The following is a 12685-nucleotide window of genomic DNA, read 5'->3' as shown; positions in this document are numbered from 1 at the left end:
CGCTGTCGTCTTCTTTATGCAACAACAGGAAAAAGATCATGACGATGATCCAATGCATTTCGCCGATCGATGGGTCGGTCTATGCCGAACGCCCGGCGATGTCGCTGGAAGCAGCGAGTGACGCCGTCGCCCGCGCCCGCAAGGCACAGAAGACCTGGGCGCGCCGACCGCTGGAAGAGCGTGTTCAACTGGTCCTGAAGGGCGTAGCACGCCTCAACGAGATGTCCGACGAGGTGGTGCCGGAACTCGCCCATATGATGGGGCGTCCGGTGCGTTACGGCGGCGAGTACAAAGGCTTCAACGAGCGTTCCAACTATGTCGCGGCCATCGCTGCCGATGCGCTGGCGCCGCTGGTCGTGGAAGCCAGCAACAATTTCGAGCGCCGCATCGAGCGCGAGCCGCATGGTGTCGTCTTCGTCATCGCACCGTGGAACTACCCTTATATGACCGCGATCAACACGATCGCGCCGGCGCTGATGGCCGGCAACACCGTCGTCATCAAGCATGCGACGCAGACGCTTCTTGTCGGCGAGCGCATGGTGCGTGCCTTTGTCGAGGCGGGAGTTCCGGATGACGTCTTCATCAACCTCTTCCTTGACCACGCCACGACGTCTGCGCTGATCGCGGCCGGCAATTTCAATTTCATCAATTTCACCGGTTCGGTCGAAGGCGGTCGCTCGATCGAGCGGGCCGCTGCCGGCACCTTTGCCGGTCTCGGGCTCGAGCTCGGCGGCAAGGATCCGGGCTACGTCATGGACGACGCCGATCTGGACGCCGCCGTCGACACGCTGATGGATGGCGCGACCTACAATTCCGGCCAGTGCTGCTGCGGCATCGAGCGTATCTATGTGCATGAGAGCCTCTACGACGCCTTTGTCGAGAAGTCGGTCGCTTGGGTGTCGAACTACAAGCTCGGCAATCCGCTCGATCCGGACACGACGCTCGGGCCGATGGCCAACAAGCGCTTCGCCAAGGTGGTGCGCGAGCAGATCGCCGACGCTGTGGCCAAAGGCGCCAAGGCGCTGGTCGATCCGAAGCTCTTCCCGGCCGATGACGGCGGCGCCTATATCATGCCGCAGGTGCTCGTGAACGTCGATCACTCCATGGCCTTCATGAAGGACGAGACCTTCGGTCCTGCCGTCGGCATCATGAAGGTGAAGAGCGACGAGGAAGCGCTTGGCCTGATGAACGACAGCCCCTATGGCTTGACGGCCTCGCTGTGGACGCAGGACCCGGAACGCGCCGCCCGTATCGGCCGCGAGGTCGAGACCGGCACGGTATTCATGAACCGGGCCGACTATCTCGACCCGGCACTCTGCTGGACCGGCGTCAAGGAAACCGGCAAGGGCGGCTCGCTCTCGGTGCTCGGCTTTCAGAACCTCACTCGTCCGAAATCCTACCATCTGAAGAAAGTCACGAAATGAACATCGTCGCCAACTGGAGCTATCCGACCGCAATCAAGATGGGCCGTGGACGGATCAAGGAACTGGCCGATGCCTGCAAGTCGCTGGGCATGAAGAAGCCGCTTCTGATCACCGACCGTGGTCTGGCCCCGATGCAGATTACCCAGGCGGCACTTGAGGTTCTGGAGGAAGCCGGTCTCGGCAGGGCGATCTTTGCCGATGTCGATCCTAATCCGAACGAGAAGAACCTTGAAGCCGGTATCAAGGCCTACAAGGATGGTGGCCATGATGGTGTCGTCGCGTTTGGCGGCGGCTCCGGCCTCGATCTCGGCAAATGCGTCGCCTTCATGGCTGGCCAGACGCGGCCGGTCTGGGACTTCGAGGATATCGGCGACTGGTGGACACGGGCCAATTCCGACGGCATCGCGCCGATCGTTGCCGTGCCGACAACGGCCGGCACAGGCTCTGAAGTCGGCCGCGCCTCGGTCATCACCAATTCCGTCACCCATGTGAAGAAGATCATCTTCCATCCGAAGTTCCTGCCGGGCGTCGTCATCTGCGATCCCGAACTGACCGTCGGCATGCCGAAGATGATCACGGCCGGCACCGGCATGGACGCCTTTGCCCATTGCCTCGAAGCCTATTCCTCGCCGTTCTATCATCCGATGAGCCAGGGTATCGCGCTTGAAGGCATGCGGCTTGTGAAGGAATTCCTGCCGCGCGCCTATCATGACGGCACCGATATCGAGGCACGCACCAACATGATGGCGGCGGCGGCCATGGGTGCGACGGCCTTCCAGAAGGGGCTCGGCGCCATCCATGCGCTGTCGCATCCGATCGGTGCGGTCTACAACACCCATCACGGCATGACCAATGCCGTCGTCATGCCGCCAGTGCTCAGGTTCAACCGTCATGCGATCGAGGACCGGATCGAGCGGGCGGCGGCCTATCTCGGTATCGTTGGCGGTTTCGACGGCTTCTACGACTATGTGCTTTCGCTGCGTGCCGAACTTCACGTTCCGGAAAACCTCACGGCCATGGGCATTGCCAATGACCGGATTGACGAATTGTCGGCCATGGCAATCGAAGATCCAAGCGCCGGCGGCAATCCGGTAAAGATGACGCTGGAGAACACCAAGCAGCTTTTTGCCGACTGCTTCTAAGATCTTGCATTTCCAACATTTTAGCCCGGCATCTCAAGGTGCCGGGCTTTTTTGTGCGATGTGTCTGGAATAAAGTTGCCGAGTCGACCTGCTACAATGGCAGGTGGTGTTGAGGGGAATCCATGATCAGACATCGTTTCTATTTTTCCGCGCTGCTCGCATCGTTTTGCCTGCTTGCCGCAGGCACGGCCTCCGCAGAGAGTTACAAGGGTCTCTTGAAGAAGGGTTATGCGGTCGGCGCAATGAGCCAGGGCAAGTCTGGCTCTCTGGGGTGGGTGCTCAGCGGCAAGGACGGGAAGTGGTTCTGCAAGGGCAAGTTCAGCCTGGCCGTCGTCGATTACAAGACATTGGTCAGCGTTCTTGCGAGCGGCAAGATGATCAAGGTCGATCGGGCGGTTTTCGAAGACAGCATCGGCGGTCCGGATCCGTCGCTGCCGAATCTTGCTGATCTGAAGGCTGGGCGGGTTGAGCCGCGCCATGTCGGTTCCTGCACGCCGTTGCGCGGCTGATTGTCGTTTTGGCGACAAATGTGTCCGTGCTTGCTTTTTGAAATCATTGAGTTTTGCCAGATGCCCTCCCTCTTTTAGGGGAGGGCGTTTCTGCTTCGTATTTTCTGTTTGTTAACCATAATTAGAAAGAATGCAGGTAGCGGGCGCCAATGATCAGGGCTGCTCCAGAGCGATGAAACGCTCGGACAAGACCCTTGAGGACAGAGAATGCCAGTTATCTCATTTGCCAATGCCAAAGGTGGGGCCGGCAAGACCACTGCGGCACTTCTGCTTGCTACCGAACTGGCGCATCAGGGTTATCGGGTCGCGATCCTGGACGCTGATCCGCAGCGTTGGATTACCCAGTGGTTTGATGCCTCCGGGCCGCAGCACAATATCGAAGTCGTTTCGGAAGTGTCCGTGGCCTCCGTGCAAGGGCATATTCGTGAACTCTCGCGCACCAATGATTATATCGTCATGGATCTCGCTGGCGCGCGCGATGCCATGGTGACCACCGCTGTCGGCCTGTCCGATCACGTGATGATCCCGATCCAGGGCTGCGCCATGGATGCCAAGGGCGGCGCGCAGATCCTCGATCTGATCAAGATGATGGAAGAGGCCGGCCGCATGGTCATTCCGCACTCGGTGGTTCTGACGCGTGTGACCTCGATGGTGACGACCCGTGCGCTGTTGACGATCAAGGGATTGCTGGCGGCCCGTGGCGTCAACGTGATGAATACGCCGATCGTCGAGCGTAGCGCCTACCGCGAGATCTTCGACTGTGGCGGCACGCTGTATTCGATGGATGCAGCGAAAATCAGCAATCTCGACAAGGCGCGGGAAAATGCCCAGGCCTTTGCCATGGAAGTGATGCGTCTGCTGCCGGTCAAGGTGATCCGCTCGACCCAGCCGCGCCGGTTGTTCCGCCTGGTGCGCAACGCCGCCTGAGCCAAGTTCAATTGGACGAATTTGAAGCCGTTCGACTATTCCGGTCGGGCGGCTTTTTTCCGGCACTTTGTTGGTCGATCAATACCGAAAGGCCTCCGGATCATCTCCGGAGGCCGGTCATATTCTGGCGGAGCTCGGTGGATTACTCGACGAACTCGACGGTCACGCCTGCGCTGACCATCTTGGCCAGTTCGGTTGCGTCCCAATTGGTCAGGCGAATACAGCCATGGCTCTGGGTACGCCCGATCTTGGATGGCTCGGGCGTGCCGTGAATGCCGTAGGTCGGCTTCGACAGCGCCAGCCAGACAGTGCCGACGGGGCCGTTGGGGCCGGGCGGAATGGCAAGAACCTTGTTGTTTTCGCCCTGCTGGAAGTTGATCTTCGGATTGTAGGTGTAGCCCGGATTGAGCGCGATGCGCTCGATCGTCACCGTACCCGAAGGCGAGGGTGTGTCGGACGAGCCGATGCTGGCCGGATAGGCGGCGACAAGGCCGCCATCCTCACCATAGGCAAAGACCTGTTTCAGGCCCTTGTTGGCGACAATGCGGGCAACCTTGCCGGTCTTTGCCGGACCTGGCTCGACCACCTTGATCATCGTGCCTGGAATGGTGAAATCGACGCCGGGATTGAGTGCCTTCAGATAGGCCTCATCCATATGGAATTTCTCCGCCAGCATCTCGGTTGTCGAGGTGAAGGACAGTGCCGGAAGCATGGCCTTATGGCTGTAGTCTTCCGGGATGGAAGCCACATAGGGGCCAGCAGCGTCGCCTGGCGTAATGGTGTAGCTGACAATCGCCAATCCACCCGACAGGCGCAGGCGTTCCAGCACCTCCTCGGCATTGTTGGGGTCGATCGTCTCGCCGGTCATCTGCTGCCAGGCGACGAGTGCCTTGTTGACGTTCTGGCCCATCTTGCCATCGATCACGCCGGGAGAGACGCCTTCGCGATCAAGGAAGACCTGCAAGGCGGTCATTTCAAGTTGCGACAGATTGCTCTTCACCGGAATATCCGGCGTGACGATACGCGGTGTCGATGTTTCACTCGGCGGTGGTTGGTCGGGACCGCCGTAGGGCATGTCTTCCGGAAGCGCATCGAGGGACTGACGGTCGATGGGACCATCCATCGGGACAGAGCCGGTGACGACATTGTCGTCCCAGGCCGGCGCTTCGGCGCGGGAATTGCGGTAGGGATCGTCAACGCCCGGCAAACTTGGATTGGAGGCGTTCTGGCTCGGTGGGTAATAGCTTTCGGCCGGAATTTCTGTCGCCACGAGATTGCCATAACGGTCGATCAGCACTGTGCGCCCCATCTGGTCGCGGCTGATGGCGACTTCGCCAACTTCAGGGACGTAGTCGAGGATCTCGCCCTCAGGCGAAACCAGGAGTGTCTGTGGCTGGCGATAGCCGTCGGCGCTCTGTGCCGTCGCGGGCGCGGCCCCAAGCAGGGGTGCTGCGGTGATCGCCGCCAGAATTAGGCCAGTTTTCTTCATGTCGAACACGGTGCTGATTCCTCGTCTATGCAGGCGACAAACGCGTGAAATTTGACACTAATGTGGAAAAGGTGAATTCATAGTGAATTAATGGTTAACCAACTGCGCTGACATGGAAGTTTTGACGTCGATGTGACCGCAAAGTTGACCTGACGCCATCGTGGGGGGAGCGATGCACGACAGTTTCAGTATGGAGTCTTTTCTACCGTATCGATTGATCAGAGCGACCGAGCGATTGGATACGGTGTTTATGCAATACTGTGGTCCTGAGGATGAGCTTTCCTGGTCGGAATGGCAGGTGCTCTGGTCGCTCGGAGAGGCGGTCACCACGACAGCCAAGGCTATATGCGGCCAGTCTGGACTATCGAAGACCAAGATCAGCCGGGCGGTCAAGGTGCTGGACGAGCGCGGCTACCTGGAGCGCAAGCGCGATGCGCATGACCGACGCTTCGAACTCCTGTCGCTGACGCCAGCCGGATCGGTGCGCTTTGCCGCCTTCAGGCAAAGAGCCAGCGAGTTTCAGCATCGACTTGAGGCGATTGTCGATATGCCCTATCTGTCAGCGCTCGATACCGGCCTTGGCGGACTTGAAGATCTCATGGCGGCCGGACATTTTCGGCAAATATCCGCGATGGCGGAAGGAAGTCTTGCATGATCGCATTTCAGGGCCCGAGAGGGCCGCAGCTCTCACTTGACGAGAGTTCGGTTTTCGATATCGGCGCCTGCGTTGTCGATGGGATCGATCTCTCGCCAGGCCGGGCTATTCCGGATGATGGCGATCCGCGTATCGACCATTCGCTTGAAGGCTTTCTGTTTACCTGTGGTCCCGACCATATCCGCCATCCGCAACCGATGCCCGGAGGCGAGGGATTGTTCCCGCTGCATGGATCGTTTTCATCCCATCCTGCCGAATCGGTTCAGTTTTCGACGGACGGCGAAGATCTCTTGGCCCGAGCCACGGTACCGGTTGACCTCGCCGATGGTGGCCGTGCCCGTCTTGACCGGGTCTGGCGGTTGAAGGCCGACAGTGGCGAAGTGCAACTGAGCGATGTCGTTACCAATACGGGTGACATGCCGTTTCCGGCATTTCTGATGTACCACATGAACCTCGGCGCAAAGCACTTCGACGATGGGGTGCGGCTGGAGGGCGCGATGCTCGAGGGCGGTGGCTTCTCATGGACTTTCGGTGAGCGTGACGGCGGAATTTTCTGCGTGCCGGCAGGCAAGGGTGGCTGGGCCGAGCTTCGCCTCGGACCGATCGCCGCGATCGGCGGTAAGCGGCTGAAGGTGCGCTTCCGCACCGACACCTTGCCTTATCTCCAAGTCTGGCGAAACCAGAAGGCCCCGGCGCATGTTCTGGGCATCGAGCCGGTATCGCATCGCTGGGAGAGCCGGGACGAGTTGGAGGCGCGTGGCGAGTTCGTCATGCTGGCGCCAGGCGAGAGCCGCGAATACGGCCTGGCATTTTCCTTCGTCTGATGCGGCGTACCGAAGGGCGGCTGTCTGTGATTGACGCCCCGGTAAGCCCGTCGTAGATGTTTCGGCCAAAGTTTGAGAGAGGTGCGCCGATGAATATCAGGCAGATCAATGAGGAATATTCCGTCAGCGGCCAGATCACGGTCGAGGACGTCGATACGGTCAAGGAACTCGGTTTCAAGTCGATCGTCTGCCATCGCCCGGACGGCGAGGAATTCGGCCAGCCGGAATTTGCCGCCGTTGCCGCGCGCGCGGATGAGCTCGGCATCAAGATCAAGCATGTGCCGGTCGGTCCGATGGGCGTGACGCCGGAAGCTGTGGCTGGCATGGTCGATGCACTGGAAGACTTCGATCGCCCGATACTTGGCTATTGCCGTTCCGGCGCGCGGTCCACTGCGACCTACGAACACGCGCTTCGTCAGCGCGGCTGACGCGCTTTGCCTTTATCCCTGACGATGCCGTGCACTGCACGGACGCGTCTTTCTGTCTCACCATCCGATAGGAGAATTCCATGACCATCAAGCGTATCGAACCGGGCAAGCGTATGAGCGGCGCCGTCGTTCACGGCAACACCGTCTATCTCGCCGGCCAGGTTGGCGAAGGCACGACCGTCACCGAGCAGTCGAAGTCGGCGCTCGCCGAAGTGGACCGCCTGCTGGCGGCCGCCGGTTCCGACAAGTCGAAGATCCTGCAGACGATCATCTATCTCTCCGACATGTCGACCTTCGCCGAAATGAACGCCGTGTGGGAAGGCTGGATCGACCCGGCAAACCCGCCGGCCCGCGCCACCAGCGGCGCTCCACTGGCAACGCCGGACTACAAGGTCGAGTTCATCGTGACCGCCGCAATCTGATCATCCTGATGATTTGATTCTGAAAGCCGGCGTATCCTTTTGGATGCGCCGGCTTTTTGCTGCTTCAGAGGAACTTCTCGCGCATGTGCGTGATGTAATCCTCCTCGTTCAGCTCGGTGCGAGCCTTCAGCCAGCCATTGCTCATGTCGCCGACGAAGTATCGAAGCCGCTGCGTGCCATCGATTGACGCTTCGTGGATCACATTGGCAACATCAGTGGATGTCATGGTGAGCGCGGTACCCAGACGCGCGAAGGTCTCGACGCTTTTTTGCAGGAAGGGCAGGTAATCGGCCGGCGTCCCGTCATTGGCGAAATCGTCCGCGGCACGTTGCTGGAATGCAGTTTCGCCGACGCCGCCGTGTGGAATGATCAGCTTCACGTCGATCCCGATCGCCAGTAGCTCGTAGGAGAGCGCCTCCGTAAATCCCTCCAGCGCGAATTTGCTCGAGCAGTATGCGGAGATCATCGGTAGCGTGAAGTGCCCGGCTCCCGAACTGACATTGATGATCGTACCGCTGCCGCGCTTGCGGAAGTGGGGCAGGATCGCGCGGACCGTATCCATCACGCCAAAAAGGTTCACTTGGAACTGATGCCGCAGTTTTTCCTCGGGAATGGATTCGAAGATGCCGTAAAGACCGTAACCTGCATTGTTGACGAGGACGTCGATGCCGCCGAACCGGTCTATGCCGGCCATGATGGCAGCCTCAATGCTCGCCTTGTCCTCCACGTCGAGACGGGTCACCAGGACGTTGGCGAGCTGGTTGATTTCGGTTTCCGCGTCCGGTCTGCGCATGGTCGCGACAACATTGAACCCCGCTTCTTGAAAGACGCGCACGCTTGCCCGGCCTATACCGGACGATGCACCGGTGATGAGAACTGTTCTGCTCATGGAATTACACCTCATGTCGATTATGCCTGCCCGAGAGATAGCGTTTCGGATAGGAACCGATAACAGGCTCAATTCTGGATAAGCTCATGAGGGAATTCGAACAATGAAGCGAGCAGGGCTGATCGAACTCAATGCCGTCGCCATTGTCGCGGAGACACGCAATTTCCGCTCTGCAGCCCTTGCCCTCGGCATGTCGGCATCGGCGGTGAGCCATGCCATCTCGGCTCTGGAAAGCCGGCTCGGGGTCAGGTTATTCAATCGAACTACGCGGAGCGTTTCCCTGACTGAAGCCGGTGAGCAGTTTCTCGAAAAGGTCAATCCGGCTCTGAGAGACATTGCGGAGGCGATGGAAAACGCGACGGAATCGGCGGATGTGCCGCGAGGCAGGGTGAGGATCAACACGCCGTCCGACGGGATGCGCGGCCTGCTGATGCCGATCCTCGCTGAATATCATCAGCGTTATCCAGATGTGCATGTCGATGTCGTCAGCGAGGGACGGACGGTGGACATCGTGGGGGAGGGCTTTGATCTGGGCGTTCGGCTTCGGGAGATCGTGCCGCAGGACATGGTGGCGATCCCGCTCAGTTCCGAAGAGCGGTTTCTGGTCTATGGCGCTCCTTCGTATTTCGAGCGCTTCGGCCGTCCCGTGGCTCCCTCAGACCTGCTGCGCCATGCCTGCCTGAAGATGCGGTTGCCGAGTGGAACGATCTACCGCTGGGAATTCGAGCGGCACGGCGATGAAATCCGCATCGACGTCAATGGACCGATGACCCTGCAGAACATGGATCTGATGCTGGAGGCCGCAGTCGCTGGCATCGGGCTAGCCTATATGACCGAGCGTCGCGCGGCGGAAGAGGTCGCGGCCGGGCGGCTGCAGTCGGTGCTAGCAGATTGGTCACCGCCGTTTGCAGGGCTTTGCCTTTATTTCCCCAGTCGCCGCCATCTTCCGCCTGCGACGCGTGTTTTCATCGATCTGGCGCGCGAGATGACACGCGCGCCATAAGGCTCACGCCTTGTTGCGAATTTGAGTCAGCGTCCGGGTTGGAGTGATCGCCTCCGGATCGAGCTTGATCTCGATGATCGTAGGCTTTCCGCTTGCCCGGGCACGCAGGAAGGCGGGCGCAAAGTCTTCCGTTGTCTCGACCGTCTCACCGTGGCCGCCATAGGCGCGGGCAAGGGCAGCAAAATCCGGGTTGGTCAGATCCGTGGCGCTGACGCGGCCGGGATATTCGCGCTCCTGATGCATGCGGATCGTGCCGTACATGCTGTTGTTGATCACCAGCGTGATGATCGGCAGATTGTAGCGGATGGCGGTTGCGAATTCCTGGCCATGCATCATGAAGCAGCCATCGCCGGCAAAGCAGATGACTTCACGCTCGGGGAAGAGCTGCTTGGCGGCAACGGCTGCCGGCAGGCCGTATCCCATGGAGCCCGAGGTCGGGGCGGCCTGGGTGTTGAAGGCCTGGAAGCGGTGGAAGCGATGCAGCCAAGTGGCGTAGTTGCCGGCCCCGTTGGTGAAGATCGCATCCTTCGGCGTGTTGGCCTCGATCCACTCCATGATCGGCCCCATCTGCACGGCGCCGGGGCCGGCCTTGGGCGGCGTCGACCAGGTGAGATAGGCGGTATGCATGGTCTCGGTGCGCTCGGCCCACACAGGGGCGGCGGGTGCGTCCAGGGAGGCGAGTGCGGCGACGAATTCCTCCGGTGCGGCACAGATCGCGAGATCGGCGCGGTAGACGCGGCCGAGTTCGGACGGGTCCGGATGCACATGCACGAGCGTCTGCGCCGGGTAGGGGATGTCCATCAGCGTGTAGGAGGAGGACGGCATTTCGGAGAAGCGGCCGCCGAGCAGGATCAGCAGATCCGCTTCCTTCACCTCCTTCGCCAGCGCCGGATTGATGCCGATGCCGACATCGCCAGCGTAAGACGGATGCAGGTGATCGAAGAGCATCTGCCGGCGGAAGGAGCAACCGACGGGCAGCTTGAACTTTTCCGCAAAGGCCTGGATGTCGGCGACACATGACTTGCTCCAGCGCGTGCCTCCTAGGACGACCATGGGGCGTTTTGCCGTCTTCAGCATCTCGCCAAGTGCGGCGATCTGGGACGGACCGGGATGGGCCTCGACGGGGGTATAGGGCTTTGCCTCGGGTGCTTCGACCTCATCGAGCAGCATGTCTTCCGGCAAAGTCAGCACGACGGGACCCGGACGGCCGGAGGTGGCGATGGCGAAGGCGCGGGTGACGAATTCGGGGATGCGGCGGGCGTCGTCGATCTCGCCGACCCATTTGGCGAATTCGGTAAAGGCGCGGCGATATTCGACCTCCTGGAAGGCCTCCCGCTCCTTCATGTCACGGCCGATCTGGCCGATGAACAGGATCATCGGGATCGAATCCTGTTTGGCGACATGCAGGCCGGCCGACGCATTGGTGGCGCCGGGGCCGCGAGTGACCATGCAGATGCCGGGCTTGCCGGTCAGGCGACCCCAGGCATCGGCCATCATCGCTGCGCCACCCTCCTGGCGGCAGACCAGCGTTTCGATACCGCTGTCCTTCAGGGCATCGAGAACCGCGAGATAGCTCTCGCCGGGCACGCACGACACACGCTCGACGCCATTGGCTTTCAGCGCCTCAACGATCAGTTCACCACCAGTTCTCTTCATGGGGCTGTCTTTCCTTCGATCTCGGCCAGTTCGGCCAGAATGTCTTCGCTATGTTCTCCGATCCGCGGACTGGGGCGCTCGTAGCGCAGTGGCGTTTCGGAGAGGATGATGGGTGTACGGACGCTCGGGATGATGGTGCCCTTGTCGTCCTCGAGTTCGATCTTCAGGCCACGCGCCACGATCTGCGGGTCTGCGAACATGTCCTCGATCGAATTGATCGGGCCGGCCGGCACGGCATTGGCCTCGCAGGCGCTGAGCAGGTCACGTCTGGTCCATCTCGCCGTCTCGGTGGTGACGATGCGGCGGACCTCGACCTTGTTGGCGACACGGGCTCTGTTGGTGGAAAAACGTTCGTCTTCCGCGACCGGGGCTATGCCGAGGATGGCGCAGAGGCGCTTGAACTGGCCATCATTGCCGACGGCAAGGATCAGGTGACCATCGGCGGTCGGCACCACCTCATAGGGACTGATGTTGGGATGGGCATTGCCGAGCCTCGTCGGCGCCTTGCCGGAGACGAGATAGTTCATGTTCTGGTTGGCCAGCACGGCCGACATGACGTCGAGCAGCGCCATGTCGATGAACTGGCCCTGGCCTGTCTTCATGGTGTGGATCAGGGCTGCCTGGATCGCGGTCACGGCGTAGATGCCGGTGAAGATATCAGCAATGGCGACGCCTGCCTTCATCGGCTCGCCGGTCGTCTCGCCGGTGATCGACATGAAGCCCGACATGCCCTGGACGATATAGTCATAGCCGGCAAATTCGGCATAGGGGCCGTTCTGGCCGAAACCCGTGATCGAGCAGTAGATCAGCTTCGGGTTGGCGGCTTTCAGGCTCTCGTAGTCGAGGCCATATTTCTTTAGGCCGCCGAGTTTGAAGTTTTCGATCACCACGTCGGCTGTGGCGCAGAGGCGGCGGACGGTGTCCTGGCCTTCTTCCGTCTTCAGATCGACGGCGATCGAACGCTTGTTGCGATTGGTCGAATGGTAATAGGCGGCCGACAGGTTCTCGCCGTCGGTCCCTTGAACGAAGGGCGGCCCCCAGGCGCGCGTATCGTCACCACCGTCGGGATTTTCGACCTTGATGACATCGGCGCCGAGATCCGCCAGCATCTGGCCGGCCCAGGGACCGGCGAGCACGCGGGCGAGCTCGATGACGCGGATGCCGGCAAGCGGCGGTCCTGCGGTGGGGCTATCGGTGGCGCTGGCATGCGGTCTGGTGGTCATGGCGCTTCCTGTGCTGATCGGCATGACGGCTCAAAGCTGTCTTGATCTGCAGCCTGTCATGAGCATTTCTGCTGACTGACCTCCTATAACCGCG

At 60.6% G+C, this 12685-nt stretch carries 13 protein-coding genes; 9 read left to right on the top strand and 4 right to left on the bottom strand.

The genetic code is table 11. From position 1 onward, the window contains the following. The first annotated feature begins 38 nt into the window (after positions 1-38). The 4 genes from LQ231_RS14940 (at position 39) to LQ231_RS14925 (ending at position 4002) form a co-directional block, all read left to right on the top strand. Entirely contained in the window at positions 39-1424 is a 1386-nt protein-coding gene (locus tag LQ231_RS14940; protein WP_230171906.1) for an aldehyde dehydrogenase family protein, read from the top strand. Beyond that, on the top strand, positions 1421-2566 hold the full coding sequence (locus LQ231_RS14935) for an iron-containing alcohol dehydrogenase (RefSeq protein WP_230171905.1): 1146 nt from the start codon (positions 1421-1423) through the stop codon (positions 2564-2566). Before LQ231_RS14940 ends, LQ231_RS14935 begins: the two co-directional genes overlap by 4 nt. A gap of 122 nt (positions 2567-2688) precedes the next feature. Next, entirely contained in the window at positions 2689-3075 is a 387-nt protein-coding gene (locus tag LQ231_RS14930; RefSeq protein WP_230171904.1) for a hypothetical protein, read from the top strand. Positions 3076-3282: 207 nt separating this feature from the next. Further along, positions 3283-4002, top strand: coding sequence for a ParA family protein (locus LQ231_RS14925; protein ID WP_230171903.1), 720 nt, complete (start codon positions 3283-3285; stop codon positions 4000-4002). A 142-nt stretch (positions 4003-4144) separates the two neighbouring features. Here LQ231_RS14925 and LQ231_RS14920 read toward each other — a convergent pair whose 3' ends face one another. Next, complete coding sequence (locus LQ231_RS14920) at positions 4145-5491, bottom strand: L,D-transpeptidase (RefSeq protein ID WP_230173378.1); 1347 nt, start codon at positions 5489-5491, stop codon at positions 4145-4147. A gap of 250 nt (positions 5492-5741) precedes the next feature. Here LQ231_RS14920 and LQ231_RS14915 point away from each other — a divergent pair, with 250 nt between their 5' ends. The 4 genes from LQ231_RS14915 to LQ231_RS14900 all read left to right on the top strand — a co-directional run bounded on the left by LQ231_RS14915 (position 5742) and on the right by LQ231_RS14900 (position 7820). Then, positions 5742-6146, top strand: coding sequence for a MarR family winged helix-turn-helix transcriptional regulator (locus LQ231_RS14915; protein WP_230171902.1), 405 nt, complete (start codon positions 5742-5744; stop codon positions 6144-6146). Then, positions 6143-6970: an aldose 1-epimerase family protein gene (locus LQ231_RS14910; RefSeq protein ID WP_230171901.1), complete on the top strand. Its 828-nt coding sequence runs from the start codon at positions 6143-6145 to the stop codon at positions 6968-6970. The genes LQ231_RS14915 and LQ231_RS14910 overlap by 4 nt, the downstream gene beginning before the upstream one ends. 89 nt (positions 6971-7059) lie before the next feature. Beyond that, complete coding sequence (locus LQ231_RS14905) at positions 7060-7398, top strand: TIGR01244 family sulfur transferase (protein ID WP_230171900.1); 339 nt, start codon at positions 7060-7062, stop codon at positions 7396-7398. Positions 7399-7478: 80 nt separating this feature from the next. Then, positions 7479-7820, top strand: coding sequence for a RidA family protein (locus LQ231_RS14900; protein WP_007604961.1), 342 nt, complete (start codon positions 7479-7481; stop codon positions 7818-7820). Between the two features lie 64 nt (positions 7821-7884). Here the strand turns inward: LQ231_RS14900 and LQ231_RS14895 are convergent, their stop codons facing one another. After that, positions 7885-8709, bottom strand: coding sequence for an SDR family oxidoreductase (locus tag LQ231_RS14895; RefSeq protein ID WP_230171899.1), 825 nt, complete (start codon positions 8707-8709; stop codon positions 7885-7887). A gap of 103 nt (positions 8710-8812) precedes the next feature. Between LQ231_RS14895 and LQ231_RS14890 the strand changes: the two genes are divergently transcribed. After that, on the top strand, positions 8813-9712 hold the full coding sequence (locus LQ231_RS14890; protein WP_230171898.1) for a LysR family transcriptional regulator: 900 nt from the start codon (positions 8813-8815) through the stop codon (positions 9710-9712). Between the two features lie 3 nt (positions 9713-9715). Here the strand turns inward: LQ231_RS14890 and LQ231_RS14885 are convergent, their stop codons facing one another. Further along, entirely contained in the window at positions 9716-11368 is a 1653-nt protein-coding gene (locus LQ231_RS14885) for a thiamine pyrophosphate-binding protein (protein WP_230171897.1), read from the bottom strand. Continuing rightward, positions 11365-12591 (bottom strand): CaiB/BaiF CoA-transferase family protein, encoded by a 1227-nt coding sequence (locus tag LQ231_RS14880; RefSeq protein WP_230171896.1) that lies wholly within the window; start codon positions 12589-12591, stop codon positions 11365-11367. The genes LQ231_RS14885 and LQ231_RS14880 overlap by 4 nt, the downstream gene beginning before the upstream one ends. Positions 12592-12685 lie beyond the last annotated feature (94 nt).

Origin of the sequence: Rhizobium sp. CECT 9324, assembly GCF_918741265.1 — a bacterium.
In the GTDB taxonomy this organism is placed as follows: domain Bacteria; phylum Pseudomonadota; class Alphaproteobacteria; order Rhizobiales; family Rhizobiaceae; genus Allorhizobium.
This window is presented reverse-complemented; position numbering and strand designations above follow the sequence as displayed.